This is a genomic window from Pseudomonas cremoricolorata DSM 17059 = NBRC 16634 (assembly GCF_000425745.1).
GTDB classification, from domain to species: Bacteria; Pseudomonadota; Gammaproteobacteria; order Pseudomonadales; family Pseudomonadaceae; genus Aquipseudomonas; species Aquipseudomonas cremoricolorata.
Window position 1 is genome coordinate 234,521 of record NZ_AUEA01000008.1, and the last position, 19,550, is coordinate 254,070.

Genomic DNA, 19,550 nt, shown 5'->3' on the forward strand with positions numbered 1-19,550 from the left:
AATCTACAATGGCTGGTCGCTAGGTTAAAAGCCTCCTCGTGGGTGTGTCAATTTGTCTCGCCGCCAACTTTGGTCGCATGCCGATGAATGGCGCGCTGCCAGGTGCAGAATTTCCTCATCTGCCGAGTGTGGTCAGCCGGCGGATCGGCGAGAATAGAGCGCTTCGGGATCAGCCCGGAGTCTGTGGAGAGCATGTGATGGTTTTTGATCAGGTCCGCCAACGGCGCCTGTCCGACGATATCGTCGAGCGTCTTGAGGGAATGATTCTCGAGGGCACGCTCAGTGCAGGGCAGCGTTTGCCGGCCGAGCGCGCACTGGCCGAGCAGTTCGGCGTATCGCGTCCGTCGCTGCGTGAGGCGATTCAGAAACTGGTGGCGCGGGGGTTGTTGATCAGTCGTCAGGGCGGCGGTAACTACGTCGCTGAATCGCTGGGCTCGACCTTCAGTGACCCGCTGTTGCAACTGCTCGAGCGCAACGGCGATGCCCAGCGCGATTTGCTGGAGTTTCGCCACACCCTTGAGGCGTCATGTGCCTACTACGCCGCGCAGCGGGCCACGGGGCCTGATCGCGAGCGTCTTACTGCCGCCTTTGCCACCTTGCAGGATTGCTACACCCGGGTCGATGAGGTCAGCCGCGCCGAGGAGGGCGTTGCCGATGCGCGGTTCCACCTGGCGATTGCCGAAGCCAGCCATAACGCGGTGCTTTTGCACACCATTCGCGGCCTGTTCGACCTGCTCAAGCGCAACGTGGTGACCAACATCGGTGGCATGTATCAGCAGCGCCCGGAAACCCGCGACATGCTGATCGGGCAGCACCGTGAGTTGTATCAGGCGATCATGGACGGTCGAGCGGATGAGGCGCGGGAGGTGTCGAGTCGGCACATCATGTATGTGCAGGAGGTGCTGGCCGAGGCTCAGCTAGAGGCGCAGCGCGTGGCGCGGGCCGAGCGGCGCAACGGGCGTTGAGGTGAGGGGAATAGGTTGAAGAGCAGGCAAGCCCGCCGGGCGGCGGCAGGCTTTTCAGGCTGACCTTTAGTCTTCCTTGCCCTTGTTGCGCACTGCCCGCTGCAGTTCGCGGTTGGAGTCGCGTTCGCGCACGGTGTCGCGCTTGTCGAACTCCTTCTTGCCTTTACCCAGGGCAATCTCGCACTTGATCAGGTGCTTGCTCCAGAACAGCGCCAAGGCCACGCAGGTGTAGCCTTTCTGCGCCACGGCTGCTTCCAGGCGCTCGAGTTCGCGCTTGTTGAGCAGCAGCTTGCGGGTGCGCATCGGGTCGGCGATGACGTGGGTGCTGGCGGTGGTCAGCGGGGTGATGTGGCTGCCGAACAGCCAGGCTTCGCCATCCTTGAGCAGCACGTAGCTGTCTACCAGATGTGCCTTGCCGGCCCGCAGGCTCTTTACTTCCCAACCGGACAGGACCAGCCCGGCCTCGAATTTGTGTTCGATGAAGTAGTCGTGACGCGCTTTCTTGTTCTGCGCGATGGTCCCGGTCGGATGTTTCTTTTGTTTAGCCATAGGGGCGGCATTATAGGCAAGTCATTGCGCGGTCGGCTACGGGATTTCGGTGTGCTTGAGCCACTGCAATGAATACCGGACAATGCAGGCACTGTTCTCTACGCAGAACCCGTTATCGGCATGCTGCGAAGTGCCGCCGCCCAGCCTTGGAAGTGACGCCTGGATGACTACCCATATTCAACGCTCCGCCCTGCTGCCGTATCCTGCCCAGGCGCTTTACGATCTGGTCAACGATGTCGCCAGCTACCCCGATTTTTTGCCCTGGTGTTCGGCGTCGACAGTGCTCGAAGCCAGCGAAACCCATATGCGCGCCAAGCTGGAAGTGGCCAAGGGCGGAGTCAGCCAGCAGTTCGTGACGCGCAATGTGCTGGTGCCGGGGCAGTCCATCGAAATGAACCTTGAGGAAGGGCCGTTCACCCAGCTGCATGGCGTGTGGGTGTTCAAGGCGTTGGGCGAGAAAGCCTGCAAGATCAGCCTCGATCTGTCGTTCGATTATGCCGGGCCGATCATTCGCGCCACCCTGGGGCCGCTGTTCAACCAGGCTGCCAACACCCTGGTCGATGCGTTCTGCCAGCGGGCCAAGCAACTGCATGGTGCAGGCAGTTGAGCGGGCTTGAGCGATAGCTGATCGCTCACCGTCAAGACGAAAAAAAACCGCTCAAGGAGCGGTTTTTTTGTGCTTACTGCGGCGCTGTTTCCAGCGGCGCCGGAGTCGGCACCGGCGTGGTCTCGACATCGTCGATTTCGCGCTGGATCGACTCTTCCACAGAGCCTGGCTTGGCCGGCCGTTCCTGTGCATCAGGTGCGGATGGCGTCTGCTCGGTGCCTGGGCTGACGCTGGTTTCGCTGCCGCCGCCGAGGATCTCCTGGTCGCGGCTCACGCCTGGCATGAAGTCGCCCGACAGGCTGACGAGTTGATCGCTTTCGTTGAAGAAGATGCTCATGCGCTCTTGCTGGCGCTTACCGCCGCCAGGCTGAAGGCTGTAGAGGTAATCCCAGCGATTGGTATTGAAGGTGTCCTGGAGCAGGGGGTTGCCCATGATAAACCGCACTTGCCGTCGGGTCATTCCCGGCCGCAATTGGTCTATCATGTCCTGCGTGACGACATTGCCCTGCTGGATGTCGATTTTGTAAACCCCGGGAAACGAGCAACCGGCGAGTGCGAGCAGTCCCACGAGGGTGAGGCTGGTTAGCAAGAGCTTGGTGTTTTGCATCGGTGGGCGACTTCCACTATCTTGGCTGGACAACGTAAACCCCGATCATACCCGTATTAAGAGAAGCTGCGAAGCAGCATCGGCGAGAAAGCTGACCATGGTTGAAAATAGCGAATTGCGCAAAGCCGGTCTCAAGGTGACTCTACCTCGAGTGAAGATTCTTCAAATGCTCGACTCCGCCGAGCAGCGTCACATGAGTGCTGAAGACGTTTACAAGGCACTGATGGAGGCTGGCGAGGATGTCGGTCTGGCAACCGTGTATCGCGTCCTGACCCAGTTCGAAGCAGCGGGTCTGGTGGTTCGCCACAACTTCGACGGCGGTCATGCGGTATTCGAGCTGGCGGACGGTGGCCACCACGACCACATGGTCAACGTGGAAACCAGCGAAGTCATCGAGTTCATGGATGCTGAAATCGAGCGTCGTCAACGTGAGATCGTGGCCGAGCATGGCTACGAATTGGTGGACCACAATCTGGTCCTGTACGTACGTAAGAAGAAGTAACGAGCTAGTCGTTACCTGCAAAAACGGCGACCTTCAAGGTCGCCGTTTTTGTTTGTGCGGGTAGGTGGCTGTTCAGGTTTTACCGGTGACCACCATCTTGCGCGCATGGGCCAGGGATTCCTTGGTCAGGTCGATGCCGCCAAGCATGCGCGCCACTTCCTCGACACGCTCACGCCGGCCCAGGTGCGCCACGGCGGTATGGGTGCTGTCATCCTTGCGCACTTTATGCACGAACAGATGGTGATGCCCTTGTGCGGCCACTTGCGGCAGGTGGGTGACGGTCAGCACCTGGCCCCTTTCGCCAAGGCGGCGCAGCAGCTGGCCGACGATTTCGGCGGTAGGCCCGCCAATCCCGACATCCACCTCGTCGAACACCAGGGTCGGGATGCGCGAAGTCTGAGCAGTGATGACCTGGATCGCCAGGCTGATACGCGACAGCTCGCCGCCAGACGCCACCTTGGCCAATGCCTTGAGGGGCTGCCCAGGGTTGGCACTGACCAGAAGTTCGATCTGCTCCAGGCCATGGGGCGACAGATCGTGGTTGCCCAAAGGCGTGAGCTCGATGCGAAAGCGCCCGCCGGGCATGCCCAGGCGCTGAATCTCTTGCTCGACCGCCCCCGCCAGCTGCACCGCTGCAGTGGCACGTAGCTCACTCAGTTGCTTGGCCTTTTCCTGATAGTGCTTGGCGAAGGCTGCGAGTTCTTCGCCCAGGCGCTCGAGGGATTCGTCACTGGCATTGAGCCCCTCGAGTTCCTCCAGCAACCGCTGCTGCAGGTGCGGCAGTTCGGTGGGGTGGACGCGGTGTTTGCGAGCGAGGGTATAAATAGTGTCGAGACGTTCTTCCAGAGACTGTAGCCGCGCAGGATCGGCATCGAAGTTGTCGAGGAAGCGGTTGAGCTCGCCGACGGCTTCTTCGACCTGGATTTGCGCGCTCGACAGCAGATTCACCGCTTCGCCCAGTGCATGCGGCGCGTTGGACACGGCGCCCAGGCGATTGAGGCTGCTGGTCAGTGCGCTGAGCACATTGCCCGAGTCGCTTTCGCTGCACTGGTCGATGACCTGGCGGCAAATACCGAACAGGGCTTCGGCGTTGGTGAGGTTCTTGTGTTCCTGCTCGATTTGCTCGAGCTCGTGTTCACCCAAGCCGAGGTTGTCCAGTTCTTCGAGCTGGTAGCTGAGCAATTGCTGGCGGGCGCGCTGCTCGTCGCCTGAGTTGGACAGGCGCTCGAGCTCCTGGCGAGTCTGGCGCCAGCGTTGCGCGGCCAGCTGAACCTGGCGGGCAAGATCGATGGCGCCGGCATATTCGTCGAGCAGGCGGCGGTGGGTGTCGGCCTTGAGCAGCGACTGGTGTTCGTGCTGGCTGTGGATATCGATGAGCAGCTCGCCCAGGGCCTTGAGATCTGCAAGCGGGCAGGGCGTGCCATTGATATAGCCGCGGCTGCGCCCCTCGGCGGTGATGACCCGGCGCAGAATGCACGGGCCGTCATGCTCGAGGTCACGGTCGGCCAGCCAGCTTGCGGCTTCCGGAATGTCGACCAGGTCGAAGGTGGCGAGGATGTCGGCCTTGTCGGCGCCCGGTCGTACCACGCCGTTGTCGGTACGGTCACCTAGGGCCAGCCCCAGGGCATCGAGCATGATCGACTTGCCCGCGCCGGTTTCGCCGGTGATCACCGACATACCGCGCGCCAGCTCGAGATCGAGGTGTTCGACGATGGCGTAGTTGCGAATGGAAAGATGCACCAGCATGGGGGGCTGCTCCCGAGTGTCAGGTCTGGTTATTTATACAGTGTTATTCCAGGGCCTGACAATGCCCTGTTCGTCGGTGCGCTGGGGCAATCCTGGTAACGTCAGCCCTTGAAGGTGATTTTTCCGGCCCCATATAGCCAGCAGACCGTCGAGCCCTGCTCGAAGAACACAAATTGCCCAGGAGAGAACCGATGGCTGACGAACAGCTGAACGAAAAAGACCTCAACGTCGAGCAGGCCGGTGCAGAAAACACCGCCGATGCCCGAGTGCTGGAGCTCGAGGAGCAGCTGGCCGCCGCCAAGGATCAATCGCTGCGTGCCGTGGCCGACCTGCAGAACGTTCGCCGGCGTGCCGATCAGGATGTCGAGAAGGCGCACAAGTTCGCCCTCGAGAAGTTCGCCGCCGACCTGCTGCCGGTGATCGACAGCCTGGAGCGCGGTCTGGAGTTGTCGAGCGCCAACGATGAAGCCATCAAGCCGATGCGTGACGGCATCGAGCTGACCCTGAAAATGTTCAGCGACACGCTCAAGCGCTATAACCTCGAAACCGTCGACCCGCACGGTGAGCCGTTCAACGCCGAACATCACCAGGCGATGGCCATGGAAGAGAGCGCCGAGGTCGAGCCGAACAGCGTGCTCAAGGTGTTCCAGAAAGGTTACCTGCTCAATGGCCGCCTGCTGCGCCCTGCCATGGTCGTGGTCAGCAAGGCGCCGACAGCCGCTCAACCTTCTATCGATGAAAAGGCTTGAAATCTGTCAGGGCATCCCCATTTAGGTGTCAAGCCTTCAAGTATTTCCGCAGTTGGCCAGAGCTAGTCGCTGCTACCTAATTCAAGTTTCGGGAGAGTAAACATGGGCAAAATCATCGGTATCGACCTGGGGACCACCAACTCGTGCGTCTCCATCCTCGAAAACGGTAAGGTCAAGGTCATCGAAAACGCCGAAGGCGCGCGCACCACGCCGTCGATCGTCGCTTACGCCAATGACGGCGAAATCCTCGTCGGTCAGTCGGCCAAGCGTCAGGCAGTGACCAACCCGCAGAACACCCTGTTCGCGGTCAAGCGTCTGATCGGCCGTCGCTTCGAAGAAGATGTCGTGCAGAAAGACATCAAGCTGGTCCCTTACAAAATCGTCAAGGCCAACAACGGTGACGCCTGGGTCGAAGCCTCCGGTAAGGAAATGGCGCCGCCGCAAATCAGCGCCGAAGTCCTGAAGAAGATGAAGAAGACCGCCGAAGACTACCTCGGCGAGGCTGTTACCGAAGCGGTGATCACCGTTCCGGCCTACTTCAACGACAGCCAGCGTCAGGCCACCAAGGATGCCGGTCGCATCGCCGGTCTCGACGTCAAGCGCATCATCAACGAGCCGACCGCTGCCGCCCTTGCCTACGGCATGGACAAAGCCAAGGGTGACCACACCGTCATCGTCTACGACCTGGGCGGCGGTACCTTCGACGTATCGGTCATCGAAATCGCTGAAGTCGACGGCGAGCACCAGTTCGAAGTACTGGCTACCAACGGCGACACCTTCCTGGGTGGCGAAGACTTCGACATGCGCCTGATCGACTACCTCGTCGACGAGTTCAAGAAAGAGTCCGGCATGGACCTGAAGAACGATCCCCTGGCCCTGCAGCGTCTGAAAGAAGCTGCCGAAAAAGCCAAGATCGAGCTGTCCTCGGCCCAGTCGACCGACGTCAACCTGCCGTACATCACTGCCGATGCAAGCGGTCCGAAGCACTTGAACGTCAAGATCAGCCGCGCCAAGCTCGAATCGCTGGTCGAAGATCTGGTCAAGCGCACCATCGAGCCTTGCCGCATCGCACTGAAAGATGCCGGTATCGACGCCAGCAAGATCAACGACGTGATTCTGGTCGGTGGCCAGACCCGTATGCCGCTGGTGCAGAAATCGGTTGCCGACTTCTTCGGCAAGGAAGCACGCAAGGACGTCAACCCGGACGAAGCCGTGGCCATGGGTGCTGCGATTCAGGGCGCCGTTCTGGCCGGTGATGTCAAAGACGTTCTGCTGCTCGACGTCAGCCCGCTGACCCTGGGTATCGAAACCATGGGCGGTGTGATGACCGCGCTGATCGAGAAGAACACCACCATTCCGACCAAGAAGTCGCAGGTGTTCTCCACGGCCGATGACAACCAAGGCGCGGTGACCATCCACGTGCTGCAGGGTGAGCGCAAGCAAGCGGCGCAGAACAAGTCGCTGGGCAAGTTCGACCTGGCCGATATTCCGCCAGCACCGCGCGGTGTGCCGCAGATCGAAGTGACCTTCGACATCGACGCCAACGGCATTCTGCACGTCGGCGCCAAAGACAAGGCAACCGGCAAGACCCAGTCGATCGTGATCAAGGCCAACTCCGGTCTGTCCGACGACGAAATCGACCGCATGGTGCGTGATGCCGAGGCCAACGCCGAGGAAGACCGCAAGTTCGAAGAACTGGCCGCTGCCCGCAACCAGGGTGATGCGCTGGTGCACTCGACTCGCAAGATGGTCGCTGATGCTGGCGACAAGGTCAGCGCTGACGAGAAGAGCGCCATCGAAGCTGCGGTTGCAGCGCTGGAAGTGGCTGTCAAAGGCACCGACAAGGCAGAGATCGACGCCAAGGTCGAAGAGCTGTCCAAGGTCTCTGCACCTGTCGCTCAGAAGATGTACGCCGAGCAGCAGGGCGAGCAGCCTCAGGGCGGCGCGCAGCAGGCAGAGCCTGAGGCCAAGCATGACGACGTGGTCGACGCCGAGTTCGAAGAAGTGAAAGACAACAACAAGCAGTAATCCCTGCAAGTTGTCGGTCAGCGCACCGCCTGCGGGCGGTGAGCTGATAGGATGTCGCCGCGCGGGGGCTTGCTCCCGCGTTGGCGTGTCTGGAATACGAGAATTTTTTACAGCATCTGTCTGGGCGCTTAAGTACGTGGCGGCAGGTGCTTGCTTGCGGCACGGCGCGATCTGCGCAGAGGTTTGCCGAACGCCCTCAAGAGTGCAAATGACTTATGGCAAAGCGTGATTATTACGAGGTTCTGGGTGTCGAGCGCGGCGCCAGTGAAGCCGATCTCAAGAAGTCCTATCGCCGCCTGGCGATGAAGTTCCACCCCGACCGCAATCCTGGGGACAAAGAAGCTGAAGACTCCTTCAAAGAGGCCAACGAGGCCTACGAAGTGCTGTCCGATGCGAGCAAGCGTGCCGCGTACGATCAGTACGGTCATGCCGGCGTCGATCAGAGCGCGGGCGGTGGCCAGGGCTTTGGCGGCGCCAACTTCTCCGACATCTTCGGCGATGTCTTCAGCGACTTCTTCGGCGGTGGCGGCCGTGGCGGCGGACGCGGTGGCGCACAGCGCGGCAGCGACCTGCGCTACACGCTGGAACTGAACCTGGAAGAAGCCGTGCGCGGCACCACCGTCAGTATCCGTGTGCCGACACTGGTCAACTGCACGCCGTGCGATGGTTCGGGTTCCAAGAAAGGCTCGACGCCAAGCACCTGCCCGACCTGTGGCGGTATTGGTCAGGTACGCATGCAGCAAGGCTTCTTCTCGGTGCAGCAGACCTGCCCGCGCTGCCATGGCCAGGGCAAGATCATCACCGATCCGTGCCCGGCGTGCCACGGCGAAGGCCGTGTCGAAGAATACAAGACGCTGTCGGTCAAAGTGCCGCCAGGGGTCGATACCGGTGACCGCATTCGCTTGTCCGGCGAAGGCGAAGCCGGTGCTCACGGTGGGCCTACCGGTGATCTGTACGTGGTGATCAGTGTGCGCGAGCACGCGATCTTCCAGCGCGACGGCAAGCACCTGTACTGCGAAGTGCCGATCAGCTACACCGAGGCTGCCCTGGGTGGCGAGCTGGAAGTGCCGACCCTCGATGGTCGGGTCAAGCTGCGCATCCCTGAAGGTACGCAAACCGGCAAGCAATTCCGTCTGCGCGGCAAGGGCGTGGCGCCGGTACGCGGTGGTGGTGCGGGCGATCTGTTGTGCCGTGTGGCGGTCGAGACCCCGGTCAACCTCAGTCGTCGCCAGCGCGAACTGCTCGAAGAACTGCGTGATTCGCTGGAAGGCGACAGCTCGCATTCGCCCAAGGCCAGTGGCTGGTTCGAAGGTGTGAAGCGCTTCTTCGGCGACCTCTGACAAAGGAATCAAGCTATGCGACGTATTGCAGTGATGGGCGCCGCCGGGCGCATGGGTAAGGTGCTGGTCGAGGCCGTTCAGCAGCAGGCGCCGAAGGCTGGACTGACCGCCGCCATCGATCGTCCTGACAGCACGTTGGTCAATGCCGACGCTGGTGAGTTGGCGGGCCTGGGCCGTATCGGCGTGCCTGTTTCCGATGATCTGGCCAAGGTGGTGGACGAGTTCGATGTATTGATCGACTTCACCCACCCGTCGGTGACCCTGAAAAACCTGGCCTTCTGCCGCAAGGCCGGCAAGGCCATGGTGATTGGTACCACTGGCTTCAGCGAGCAGGAAAAACAGCTGCTGGTCGAGGCGGGCAAGGACATTCCGATTGTCTTCGCAGCCAACTTCAGCGTGGGCGTGAACCTCTGCCTGAAGCTGCTCGACACCGCTGCGCGGGTGCTGGGCGATGATGTCGACATCGAGATTCTCGAAGCGCATCACCGGCACAAGGTCGACGCGCCGTCCGGTACTGCGCTGCGCATGGGTGAGGTGGTGGCGCAGGCGCTGGGTCGCGATCTGCGCGAGGTGGCGGTGTATGGTCGTGAAGGCCAGACCGGTGCGCGGGAGCGCCAGACCATCGGCTTCGCCACGGTTCGCGCCGGCGACGTGGTGGGCGATCACACCGTGCTGTTCGCTGCCGAGGGTGAGCGGGTCGAGATCACCCACAAGGCCTCGAGCCGCATGACCTTCGCCAAGGGCGCGGTGCGTGCCGCGCTGTGGCTGGATGGGCGTGAGGCGGGGCTGTACGACATGCAGGATGTGCTCGAGCTGCACTGAACGAGCGTTGCAGGGGCGGCCGGCCTGGTCGCTCCTACAACTTTGCATCAGTTTTAGTTCCCCTCCCCGTAGACCAAAAAGCACTTTTTCTGTAAGCTGCAGCTTTAGTGTGTTCACTAAAAGCGCGCAGAATAATTCAGCATAGAAGCGGGGTGACGTGTCCATACGTCACTCCGCTTTTTTGCAACCTGCGATCGCCCTTTCCAGGCTTTTTTTACGGGAGGTCTTCTTGACTAAGCCAGCCATACTCGCCCTTGCCGATGGCAGCATTTTTCGCGGTGAAGCCATCGGTGCCGACGGACAGACCGTCGGAGAGGTGGTGTTCAACACCGCTATGACCGGCTACCAGGAAATTCTTACAGACCCTTCCTACGCCCAGCAGATCGTTACCCTGACCTACCCGCACATTGGCAACACCGGCACTACCCCGGAAGATGCCGAATCCGATCGCGTCTGGTCGGCCGGCCTGGTCATCCGTGACCTGCCACTGCTGGCCAGCAACTGGCGTAACAAGCAGTCGCTGCCTGATTACCTGAAGGCCAACAACGTCGTGGCCATCGCCGGTATCGACACCCGTCGCCTGACCCGAATCCTGCGTGAGAAGGGCGCTCAGAACGGTTGCATCCTGGCCGGTGACAACATCAGCGAAGAAGCCGCCATCGCCGCCGCCCGCAGTTTCCCGGGCCTCAAGGGCATGGACCTGGCCAAAGTGGTGTCCACCAAAGAGCGCTACGAGTGGCGCTCCAGCGTCTGGAGCCTGAAGACCGACAGTCACCCGACCCTGGAAGCCTCCGAGCTGCCGTATCACGTGGTGGCCTTCGACTACGGCGTGAAGCTGAACATCCTGCGCATGCTGGTCGCCCGCGGCTGCCGCGTCACTGTCGTGCCGGCGCAAACCCCGGCCAGTGAAGTGCTCGCGCTCAACCCCGATGGCGTGTTCCTGTCCAACGGCCCTGGTGATCCCGAGCCTTGCGACTATGCCATCCAGGCGATCAAGGACGTGCTGGAAACCGAGATTCCGGTCTTTGGCATCTGCCTCGGTCACCAGCTGTTGGCCCTGGCTTCCGGCGCCAAGACCGTGAAGATGGGTCACGGCCACCACGGCGCCAACCACCCGGTCCAGGACCTGGACACCGGTGTGGTGATGATCACCAGCCAGAACCACGGCTTCGCCGTCGATGAAGCGACCCTGCCGGGCAACGTTCGAGCGATCCACAAATCGCTGTTCGATGGCACCCTGCAAGGCATCGAGCGCACTGACAAGAGCGCTTTCAGCTTCCAGGGTCACCCTGAAGCCAGCCCAGGGCCGACCGACGTCGCGCCGCTGTTCGATCGTTTCATCGATGCCATGGCCAAGCGCCGCTGAGCATCCTGCTTCGAGGCCCCGGACCGACTTGCGTCGTGTCCGGCAGCGCCTGACCCAAGATTGTTCAAGACGGCTTGCCGACTGACCCGCGGATTTGAGTGACAACCATGCCAAAACGTACAGACATCAAAAGCATCCTGATTCTCGGCGCTGGCCCGATCGTGATCGGCCAGGCCTGCGAATTCGACTATTCCGGCGCCCAGGCCTGCAAGGCCCTGCGCGAGGAAGGTTTCCGCGTCATCCTGGTGAACTCCAACCCGGCCACCATCATGACCGACCCGGCCATGGCCGACGCCACCTACATCGAGCCGATCAAATGGCAGTCGGTGGCCAAGATCATCGAGAAAGAACGCCCCGACGCCGTGCTGCCGACCATGGGCGGCCAGACCGCACTGAACTGTGCGCTCGATCTCGAGCGCCATGGCGTGCTCGAGAAGTTCGGTGTGGAAATGATCGGCGCCAATGCCGACACCATCGACAAGGCCGAAGACCGCTCGCGCTTCGACAAGGCCATGAAGGACATCGGTCTGGAATGCCCGCGCTCCGGCATCGCCCACAGCATGGAAGAGGCCAACGCGGTGCTCGAGAAGCTCGGCTTCCCGTGCATCATCCGTCCGTCCTTCACCATGGGCGGCACCGGCGGCGGCATCGCTTACAACCGTGAAGAATTCGAAGAAATCTGCGCCCGTGGCCTGGACCTGTCGCCGACCAAGGAGCTGCTGATCGACGAATCTTTGATCGGTTGGAAGGAATACGAGATGGAGGTGGTCCGCGACAAGAAGGACAACTGCATCATCGTCTGCTCCATCGAGAACTTCGACCCGATGGGTGTGCACACCGGTGACTCGATCACCGTGGCTCCTGCCCAGACCCTGACCGACAAGGAATACCAGATCATGCGCAACGCCTCGCTGGCGGTGCTGCGTGAAATCGGTGTGGAAACAGGCGGCTCCAACGTCCAGTTCGGCATCTGCCCGGACACCGGGCGGATGGTCGTCATCGAGATGAACCCCCGCGTGTCGCGTTCCTCGGCGCTGGCCTCCAAGGCCACCGGCTTCCCGATCGCCAAGATCGCCGCCAAGCTGGCCGTTGGTTACACCCTCGACGAGCTGCAGAACGACATCACCGGCGGCCGTACGCCGGCGTCCTTCGAACCGTCCATCGACTACGTGGTCACCAAGCTGCCACGCTTCGCCTTCGAGAAATTCCCCAAGGCCGACGCGCGTCTGACCACGCAGATGAAATCCGTGGGCGAAGTCATGGCCATTGGCCGGACCTTCCAGGAATCGCTGCAGAAAGCCCTGCGTGGCCTGGAAGTCGGCGCCTGCGGCCTCGACCCGAAAGTCGACCTGGCCAGCCCGGAAGCTGCCAGCATCCTCAAGCGCGAACTGACCGTACCGGGCGCCGAGCGTATCTGGTACGTCGCCGACGCCATGCGTTCGGGCATGACCTGCGAAGAGATCTTCGACCTCACCGGCATCGACATGTGGTTCCTGGTGCAGATGGAAGACCTGATCAAGGATGAAGAGAAGGTCAAGACCCTGGCCCTCACCGCCATCGACAAAGACCTGATGCTGCGCCTCAAGCGCAAGGGTTTCTCTGACCAGCGTCTGGCCAAGCTGCTCGGCATCACCGACAAGAACCTGCGTCGTCACCGCCACAAGCTGGAAGTGTTCCCGGTGTACAAGCGCGTCGACACTTGCGCCGCCGAGTTCGCCACCGACACCGCCTACCTGTACTCGACCTACGAGGAAGAGTGCGAGGCCAAGCCGACCGGCCGTGACAAGATCATGATCCTCGGCGGTGGTCCGAACCGTATCGGCCAAGGTATCGAGTTCGACTACTGCTGCGTGCACGCTGCGCTGGCGCTGCGTGAAGACGGCTACGAGACCATCATGGTCAACTGCAACCCGGAAACCGTTTCCACCGACTACGATACCTCCGACCGTCTGTACTTCGAGCCGCTGACCCTGGAAGACGTGCTGGAAGTGTGCCGCGTCGAGCAGCCCAAGGGCGTTATCGTCCACTACGGCGGCCAGACTCCGCTGAAGCTGGCCCGTGCTCTGGAAGAAGCAGGCGTGCCGATCATCGGTACCAGCCCTGACGCCATCGACCGTGCTGAAGACCGCGAGCGTTTCCAGCAGATGGTGCAGCGCCTGAACCTGCTGCAGCCGCCAAACGCCACTGTTCGCAGTGAAGAAGAAGCCATTCGCGCTGCCGGTGGCATCGGCTACCCGCTGGTGGTGCGTCCTTCGTACGTGCTGGGCGGTCGCGCCATGGAAATCGTCTACGAACTGGACGAACTCAAGCGCTACCTGCGCGAAGCGGTCCAGGTGTCGAACGACAGCCCGGTCCTGCTCGACCACTTCCTCAATTGCGCCATCGAGATGGACGTGGACGCTGTCTGCGACGGTACCGACGTTGTCATCGGCGCGATCATGCAGCATATCGAACAGGCCGGTGTTCACTCCGGTGACTCGGCCTGCTCGCTGCCGCCGTACTCGCTGCCGGCCCATGTGCAGGACGAAGTCCGCGACCAGGTCAAGAAAATGGCCCTGGAGCTGGGCGTGGTCGGCTTGATGAACGTCCAGTTGGCGCTGCAAGGCGACAAGATCTACGTGATCGAAGTCAACCCGCGTGCCTCGCGGACCGTGCCGTTCGTGTCCAAGTGCATCGGTACCTCGCTGGCGATGATTGCTGCCCGCGTCATGGCCGGCAAAACCCTCAAGGAAATCGGCTTCACCGAAGAAATCATCCCGAACTTCTACAGCGTCAAGGAAGCCGTCTTCCCGTTCGCCAAGTTCCCAGGGGTCGACCCGATCCTCGGCCCAGAGATGAAATCGACCGGTGAAGTGATGGGCGTTGGCGACAGCTTCGGTGAAGCGTTCGCCAAGGCCCAGATGGGTGCCAGCGAAGTGCTGCCCACCGGCGGTACCGCGTTCATCAGCGTGCGCGACGACGACAAGCCACAAGTGGCCGCCGTTGCCGGTGATCTGATCGCGCTGGGCTTCGATGTGGTCGCCACTGCCGGTACCGCCAAGGTCATCGAGGCTGCTGGCCTGAAGGTGCGTCGTGTCAACAAGGTCACCGAAGGGCGTCCGCATGTGGTCGACATGATCAAGAACGACGAAGTGTCGCTGATCATCAACACCACCGAAGGTCGCCAGTCGATTGCCGATTCCTACTCGATTCGTCGCAATGCGTTGCAGCACAAGATCTACTGCACGACTACCATCGCGGCGGGTGAAGCCATCTGTGAAGCGCTGAAGTTTGGTCCTGAAAAGACCGTTCGCCGCTTGCAGGATCTGCATGCAGGATTGAAAGCATGAGCATTACCAAATATCCAATGACCGTCCAGGGCGCTCGCGCCCTGGAAGCGGAGCACCTTCATCTGACCAAGACCGAGCGTCCTCGTCTGAGTCAGGCGATTGGTGAAGCCCGCGAGCTGGGCGATCTCAAGGAAAACGCCGAGTACCATTCTGCCCGTGAAGAGCAGGGCATGGTCGAGGCGCGCATTCGTGATATCGAAGGTCGCCTGCAGAACTCTGTAGTAATCGACGTGACCACCATCGCTCATACCGGCAAGGTCATTTTCGGCACCACCGTCGAGTTGGAAAACACCGAAACCGGTGATCAGGTGACTTATCAGATCGTTGGCGAGGATGAAGCTGACGTGAAGAAAGGCAAGCTGTCGAGCGGTGCACCGATCGCCCGCGCCATCATTGGCAAGGAAGAAGGTGACACGGTTGTCGTGAAGACGCCGAACGGTACGGTCGAGTACGAGATTGTCGAAGTCAAACACATCTGACCGGCGCCTGCGGGCGCCTTCCCTCGAGGGGATCCTCTGGCAGCTGGCCCAGGTATTCTGGGTCGGCGGCTTGTGGGTGTTCCACGTCGGGCTGGTGCCTGCGCTCAAGGTGTCGGGCTTGGCGCCGTTGCTGGTGCAGGACATCGCTGCGCAGATCGACCGCTGGTTGATCGGCGTGGCGCTGCTCGGGCTGCTCACGCAGCTGGCTGTATTGGCGAGGGTAGAGGGACTGAGCGCCTGGTGGCGACAGTTTCGCGGGCAGATGCTACTGCTGGGGCTGGGGGCGTGCGTGAGTTACTACACGTTGCGCTACGGCATCTCGGTGGGTGAACGCTGGCAGATGTTCTGCTTTTTGGTGCTGGGCTTCTCCGGCATCGTGCTGGTGGCCCAGCCGGTCCCGGTCAGGGCGCAGATTCTGCGCCGCTGACCGTCATCACCGTTACTTGTAGCGGTGAATGTTGGACAGCTGTTTGTTCGGCTGCGGGTTCTTGCGGTAGATCAGGGCTTTCTTGCCGATGGTCTGCACCAGTTCGGCCCGGCCTACCTTGCACAGCTCGGCGATGGTGGCCGCGCGCTCTTCACGATCTTCCGAGCGAATTTCCACTTTGATCAACTCGTGGTCAGCCAGGGCGCGTTCCAGCTCGGCGGCTACGCCTTCATTCAGGCCATTGCCGGCGATGATCAAAACCGGCTTGAGGTCATGACCAATGGATTTGTACTGCTTCTTCTGCTCGTTATTGAGCGGCATAATCTGACCCTTTTCGTCTGATTCTGTAAAATTGACCGGCATTTTACCCGAGGGCCCGTAGCTGCGCCCAGTCAATCACGACGCATATCATCGAGGTGCCCCGTGGCGCAACGTTCCAAAAGCAGCCAGAACTGGCTGAGAGAGCATTTCAACGATCCTTTCGTCAAACAGGCGCAGAAAGACGGTTACCGTTCGCGCGCCAGTTACAAACTGCTGGAGATCCAGGAAAAGGACCGTCTCATTCGCCCCGGCATGAGCGTGATCGACCTGGGCGCTGCGCCAGGTGGCTGGTCGCAGGTGACCAGTCGTCTGATTGGTGGGCAAGGCCGGCTGATTGCTTCTGACATTCTGGAGATGGACTCCATCCCTGACGTCACCTTCATCCAGGGCGACTTCACCCAGGATGCGGTGCTTCAGCAAATTCTCGAGGCGGTCGGTGATTCGCACGTCGACCTTGTGATTTCCGATATGGCCCCCAACATGAGTGGTACGCCGGAAGTCGATATGCCGCGGGCCATGTTCCTTTGCGAGCTGGCACTGGACCTGGCGGGCCGGGTACTGCGCCCGGGTGGTGACTTCCTGATCAAGATCTTCCAGGGCGAAGGCTTCGATGCCTACCTCAAGGACGTGCGCAGCAAGTTCGACAAAGTGCAGATGCGCAAGCCGTCTTCATCGCGGGATCGCTCCCGCGAGCAATACCTGCTTGGCAAGGGTTTCAAAGGGGCGTGAGCAGGCGCCCTGCGCGGTTGACGATAGTTTTTTCCAATCGGCCGCTGCGTCAGGAATGTCCGAACTTCGTGTAGTCTTGAGTTCACAAAGGGTTACAGACGGCACCTGCGGATGCGTAGGTAATGTAGTAAGTTAGGGCGCTGTATATCATGCGAGGCACGGCTGCGTCGTGCGCCGACCTCAGAGGGTAGCTAATTGAACGACATGGCAAAGAATCTGATCCTGTGGTTGATCATCGCCGCCGTTTTGGTAACGGTGATGAACAACTTCTCCAGCCCGAACGAGCCGCAGACCCTCAACTATTCCGACTTCATCCAGCAGGTCAAGGACGGTAAGGTCGAGCGCGTCACCGTAGATGGCGCAGTCATCAGCGGCAAGCGTTCTGACGGCGATACCTTCAAGACCATCCGTCCGGCCATCGCCGACAATGGCCTGATCGGTGATCTGGTCGACAACAACGTGGTCATCGAAGGCAAGCAGCCAGAGCAGCAGAGCATCTGGACGCAATTGCTGGTTGCCAGCTTCCCGATCCTGGTCATCATCGCGGTGTTCATGTTCTTCATGCGCCAGATGCAGGGTGGCGCTGGCGGCAAGGGCGGGCCGATGAGCTTCGGCAAGAGCAAGGCGCGCCTGTTGTCGGAGGATCAGGTGAAGACGACCCTGTCCGACGTGGCCGGTTGCGACGAAGCCAAGGAAGAAGTGGGCGAGCTGGTCGAGTTCCTGCGTGATCCTGGCAAGTTCCAGCGCCTGGGCGGTCGCATCCCTCGCGGCGTGCTGATGGTCGGCCCGCCCGGTACCGGTAAAACCCTGCTGGCCAAGGCCATCGCGGGTGAAGCCAAGGTGCCGTTCTTCACCATTTCCGGTTCTGACTTCGTCGAAATGTTCGTCGGTGTCGGCGCCAGCCGTGTCCGCGACATGTTCGAACAAGCCAAGAAGCACGCCCCGTGCATCATCTTCATCGACGAAATCGATGCGGTCGGCCGTCACCGCGGCGCCGGCATGGGTGGTGGTCACGACGAGCGTGAACAAACCCTCAACCAGTTGCTGGTAGAGATGGACGGCTTCGAGATGAACGATGGCATCATCGTCATCGCCGCGACCAACCGTCCCGATGTGCTCGATCCGGCGCTGCTGCGTCCCGGCCGCTTCGACCGCCAGGTGGTGGTCGGTCTGCCGGATATCCGTGGCCGCGAACAGATCCTCAAGGTGCACATGCGCAAGGTGCCGGCGGGTGAGAACGTCAACCCTGCCGTGATTGCACGCGGCACGCCCGGTTTCTCCGGTGCCGACCTTGCCAACCTGGTCAACGAGGCGTCGCTGTTCGCAGCGCGAAATGGCAAGCGCCTCGTGGAAATGAAGGAATTCGAACTGGCCAAAGACAAGATCATGATGGGCGCCGAGCGCAAGACCATGGTCATGTCCGAGAAGGAAAAACGTAACACCGCCTATCACGAGGCAGGCCATGCCATCGTCGGTCGTGTCGTTCCTGAGCACGACCCGGTGTACAAGGTATCCATCATTCCTCGTGGGCGTGCCTTGGGTGTCACCATGTTCCTGCCCGAGGAAGACCGCTACAGCCTGTCCAAGCGCGCACTGATCAGCCAGATCTGCTCGCTGTACGGCGGCCGTATCGCTGAAGAAATGACCCTCGGCTTCGACGGTGTCACCACCGGCGCATCCAACGACATCATGCGTGCCAGCCAGATCGCCCGAAACATGGTCACCAAGTGGGGTCTGTCGGAGAAGCTCGGTCCTTTGATGTACGCAGAGGAAGAGGGCGAGGTGTTCCTCGGTCGCAGTGCCGGTTCGCAGCAGGCCAGCGTCTCTGGCGATACCGCCAAGCTGATCGACCTGGAAGTGCGCAGCATCATCGACCAGTGCTACGCCACGGCGCAGCAGATTCTTATCGAGAATCGCGACAAGCTCGATGCCATGGCCGATGCCTTGATGAAGTACGAGACCATCGACTCGGATCAGATCGACGACATCATGTCCGGTCGCACTCCTCGCGAACCGCGGGACTGGGACAACGATGCCGGTGATTCGGGCAGCGCGGCGCCCCAGGGCGATCGTCCGGAGTCTCCGATTGGCGGCCCTGCTGCCCACCACTAAGGTTCACTATGACCTCCAAGCAGTACCCGACCCGGTTGCCTTGCGGCAACCGGGTTCTTGATTTATCACGTACCCACGTCATGGGCATTCTTAACGTCACGCCCGACTCGTTCTCTGACGGCGGCCGGTTCGGTCAGCTGGATCAAGCGTTGTTCCATGCCCAGGCCATGGTCGAGGCTGGCGCAACGTTGATCGATGTCGGCGGTGAATCGACCCGTCCCGGCGCGCGTGCAGTCTCGGTCACCGAGGAGTTGGAGCGCGTTGCGCCCATCGTCGAAGCGATCAACAGCCGTCTCGACGTGGTGATCTCGGTCGACACCTCTACCCCTGCCGTCATGCGCGAATCGGCCCGTCTCGGGGCCGGCTTGATCAACGATGTGCGTGCGCTCGAGCGCGAGGGTGCGCTGGATGCCGCCGCCGCCACCGGATTGCCGGTGTGCCTCATGCACATGCGCGGTGACCCTGGCACCATGCAGGACGACCCTCATTACGCTAATGTGACTGACGAAGTTGCCGTGTACCTGCAGCAGCGGATGGATGCGTGCGTCGCAGCGGGCATCGATGAGCAGCGCATCGTTCTCGATCCTGGGTTCGGTTTCGCCAAGACCTTGGCGCACAACCTCAGCCTGTTCAAGCACATGCAGCGCCTGGCTCGATTGGGCCGGCCCTTGCTGGTCGGTGTGTCGCGCAAGAGCATGATCGGCCTGACTCTGGAAAAGCCCGTGGACCAGCGGCTCTATGGCAGCCTGGCTCTGGCAGGGCTGGCCATGACCAAAGGTGCCAGCATTCTGCGGGTGCATGACGTGGCGCAAACCGTCGATGTGGTGCGAATGATCGCCGCGGTGCAAGGCGCCGAATAGAACACAGTGGAG

General features: G+C 61.2%; 18 protein-coding genes. 14 read left to right on the forward strand and 4 right to left on the reverse strand.

The genetic code is table 11. The features are described from left to right. The first annotated feature begins 197 nt into the window (after positions 1–197). On the forward strand, positions 198–965 hold the full coding sequence (locus H618_RS0110970; RefSeq protein WP_028695110.1) for an FCD domain-containing protein: 768 nt from the start codon (positions 198–200) through the stop codon (positions 963–965). 66 nt (positions 966–1,031) lie between these two features. On the opposite strand, the gene smpB is transcribed toward H618_RS0110970, so the two are convergent. Then, entirely contained in the window at positions 1,032–1,514 is a 483-nt protein-coding gene (gene smpB / locus H618_RS0110975) for an SsrA-binding protein SmpB (protein WP_028695111.1), read from the reverse strand. A 163-nt stretch (positions 1,515–1,677) separates the two neighbouring features. Here smpB and H618_RS0110980 point away from each other — a divergent pair, with 163 nt between their 5' ends. Beyond that, positions 1,678–2,121, forward strand: coding sequence for a type II toxin-antitoxin system RatA family toxin (locus H618_RS0110980; protein WP_028695112.1), 444 nt, complete (start codon positions 1,678–1,680; stop codon positions 2,119–2,121). A gap of 73 nt (positions 2,122–2,194) precedes the next feature. On the opposite strand, the gene H618_RS0110985 is transcribed toward H618_RS0110980, so the two are convergent. Then, on the reverse strand, positions 2,195–2,728 hold the full coding sequence (locus H618_RS0110985) for an outer membrane protein assembly factor BamE (protein WP_028695113.1): 534 nt from the start codon (positions 2,726–2,728) through the stop codon (positions 2,195–2,197). Between the two features lie 97 nt (positions 2,729–2,825). On the opposite strand from H618_RS0110985, the gene fur reads away from it, so the two are divergent. Then, entirely contained in the window at positions 2,826–3,230 is a 405-nt protein-coding gene (gene fur / locus H618_RS0110990; protein WP_028695114.1) for a ferric iron uptake transcriptional regulator, read from the forward strand. 72 nt (positions 3,231–3,302) lie between these two features. Here fur and recN read toward each other — a convergent pair whose 3' ends face one another. Then, positions 3,303–4,976, reverse strand: a complete 1,674-nt coding sequence (recN, locus tag H618_RS0110995) for a DNA repair protein RecN (protein ID WP_028695115.1) — start codon at positions 4,974–4,976, stop codon at positions 3,303–3,305. A gap of 191 nt (positions 4,977–5,167) precedes the next feature. On the opposite strand from recN, the gene grpE reads away from it, so the two are divergent. The 8 genes from grpE to H618_RS0111035 all read left to right on the forward strand — a co-directional run bounded on the left by grpE (position 5,168) and on the right by H618_RS0111035 (position 15,516). Further along, entirely contained in the window at positions 5,168–5,725 is a 558-nt protein-coding gene (grpE, locus tag H618_RS0111000) for a nucleotide exchange factor GrpE (RefSeq protein WP_028695116.1), read from the forward strand. Positions 5,726–5,827: 102 nt separating this feature from the next. Continuing rightward, positions 5,828–7,753: a molecular chaperone DnaK gene (gene dnaK / locus H618_RS0111005; protein ID WP_028695117.1), complete on the forward strand. Its 1,926-nt coding sequence runs from the start codon at positions 5,828–5,830 to the stop codon at positions 7,751–7,753. 215 nt (positions 7,754–7,968) lie between these two features. Continuing rightward, complete coding sequence (dnaJ, locus tag H618_RS0111010) at positions 7,969–9,093, forward strand: molecular chaperone DnaJ (protein ID WP_028695118.1); 1,125 nt, start codon at positions 7,969–7,971, stop codon at positions 9,091–9,093. Between the two features lie 15 nt (positions 9,094–9,108). After that, positions 9,109–9,915, forward strand: coding sequence for a 4-hydroxy-tetrahydrodipicolinate reductase (gene dapB / locus H618_RS0111015; RefSeq protein WP_028695119.1), 807 nt, complete (start codon positions 9,109–9,111; stop codon positions 9,913–9,915). A 229-nt stretch (positions 9,916–10,144) separates the two neighbouring features. Continuing rightward, positions 10,145–11,281, forward strand: a complete 1,137-nt coding sequence (carA, locus tag H618_RS0111020; RefSeq protein WP_028695120.1) for a glutamine-hydrolyzing carbamoyl-phosphate synthase small subunit — start codon at positions 10,145–10,147, stop codon at positions 11,279–11,281. A 107-nt stretch (positions 11,282–11,388) separates the two neighbouring features. Then, complete coding sequence (gene carB / locus H618_RS0111025; RefSeq protein WP_028695121.1) at positions 11,389–14,610, forward strand: carbamoyl-phosphate synthase large subunit; 3,222 nt, start codon at positions 11,389–11,391, stop codon at positions 14,608–14,610. Then, positions 14,607–15,089, forward strand: a complete 483-nt coding sequence (gene greA, locus H618_RS0111030) for a transcription elongation factor GreA (RefSeq protein WP_081673761.1) — start codon at positions 14,607–14,609, stop codon at positions 15,087–15,089. Before carB ends, greA begins: the two co-directional genes overlap by 4 nt. Continuing rightward, positions 15,067–15,516, forward strand: coding sequence for an MFS transporter (locus H618_RS0111035; protein WP_081673762.1), 450 nt, complete (start codon positions 15,067–15,069; stop codon positions 15,514–15,516). The genes greA and H618_RS0111035 overlap by 23 nt, the downstream gene beginning before the upstream one ends. Positions 15,517–15,528: 12 nt before the next feature. Here the strand turns inward: H618_RS0111035 and H618_RS0111040 are convergent, their stop codons facing one another. Then, on the reverse strand, positions 15,529–15,837 hold the full coding sequence (locus tag H618_RS0111040; RefSeq protein WP_028695124.1) for a YhbY family RNA-binding protein: 309 nt from the start codon (positions 15,835–15,837) through the stop codon (positions 15,529–15,531). A 102-nt stretch (positions 15,838–15,939) separates the two neighbouring features. On the opposite strand from H618_RS0111040, the gene rlmE reads away from it, so the two are divergent. The 3 genes from rlmE to folP all read left to right on the forward strand — a co-directional run bounded on the left by rlmE (position 15,940) and on the right by folP (position 19,538). Beyond that, complete coding sequence (gene rlmE / locus H618_RS0111045) at positions 15,940–16,566, forward strand: 23S rRNA (uridine(2552)-2'-O)-methyltransferase RlmE (RefSeq protein ID WP_028695125.1); 627 nt, start codon at positions 15,940–15,942, stop codon at positions 16,564–16,566. Positions 16,567–16,770: 204 nt separating this feature from the next. Beyond that, on the forward strand, positions 16,771–18,678 hold the full coding sequence (gene ftsH, locus H618_RS0111050; RefSeq protein ID WP_028695126.1) for an ATP-dependent zinc metalloprotease FtsH: 1,908 nt from the start codon (positions 16,771–16,773) through the stop codon (positions 18,676–18,678). Between the two features lie 8 nt (positions 18,679–18,686). After that, positions 18,687–19,538: a dihydropteroate synthase gene (gene folP / locus H618_RS0111055; RefSeq protein ID WP_028695127.1), complete on the forward strand. Its 852-nt coding sequence runs from the start codon at positions 18,687–18,689 to the stop codon at positions 19,536–19,538. Positions 19,539–19,550: the final 12 nt, after the last annotated feature.

Bases quoted from the DNA above. Each gene is read 5' to 3' on its own strand.
- H618_RS0110970 (WP_028695110.1), top strand. From the start codon at position 198: ATGGTTTTTGATCAGGTCCGCCAACGGCGCCTGTCCGACGATATCGTC.
- smpB (WP_028695111.1), bottom strand. From the start codon at position 1,514: ATGGCTAAACAAAAGAAACATCCGACCGGGACCATCGCGCAGAACAAG.
- H618_RS0110980 (WP_028695112.1), top strand. From the start codon at position 1,678: ATGACTACCCATATTCAACGCTCCGCCCTGCTGCCGTATCCTGCCCAG.
- H618_RS0110985 (WP_028695113.1), bottom strand. From the start codon at position 2,728: ATGCAAAACACCAAGCTCTTGCTAACCAGCCTCACCCTCGTGGGACTG.
- fur (WP_028695114.1), top strand. From the start codon at position 2,826: ATGGTTGAAAATAGCGAATTGCGCAAAGCCGGTCTCAAGGTGACTCTA.
- recN (WP_028695115.1), bottom strand. From the start codon at position 4,976: ATGCTGGTGCATCTTTCCATTCGCAACTACGCCATCGTCGAACACCTC.
- grpE (WP_028695116.1), top strand. From the start codon at position 5,168: ATGGCTGACGAACAGCTGAACGAAAAAGACCTCAACGTCGAGCAGGCC.
- dnaK (WP_028695117.1), top strand. From the start codon at position 5,828: ATGGGCAAAATCATCGGTATCGACCTGGGGACCACCAACTCGTGCGTC.
- dnaJ (WP_028695118.1), top strand. From the start codon at position 7,969: ATGGCAAAGCGTGATTATTACGAGGTTCTGGGTGTCGAGCGCGGCGCC.
- dapB (WP_028695119.1), top strand. From the start codon at position 9,109: ATGCGACGTATTGCAGTGATGGGCGCCGCCGGGCGCATGGGTAAGGTG.
- carB (WP_028695121.1), top strand. From the start codon at position 11,389: ATGCCAAAACGTACAGACATCAAAAGCATCCTGATTCTCGGCGCTGGC.
- greA (WP_081673761.1), top strand. From the start codon at position 14,607: ATGAGCATTACCAAATATCCAATGACCGTCCAGGGCGCTCGCGCCCTG.
- H618_RS0111040 (WP_028695124.1), bottom strand. From the start codon at position 15,837: ATGCCGCTCAATAACGAGCAGAAGAAGCAGTACAAATCCATTGGTCAT.
- ftsH (WP_028695126.1), top strand. From the start codon at position 16,771: ATGGCAAAGAATCTGATCCTGTGGTTGATCATCGCCGCCGTTTTGGTA.
- folP (WP_028695127.1), top strand. From the start codon at position 18,687: ATGACCTCCAAGCAGTACCCGACCCGGTTGCCTTGCGGCAACCGGGTT.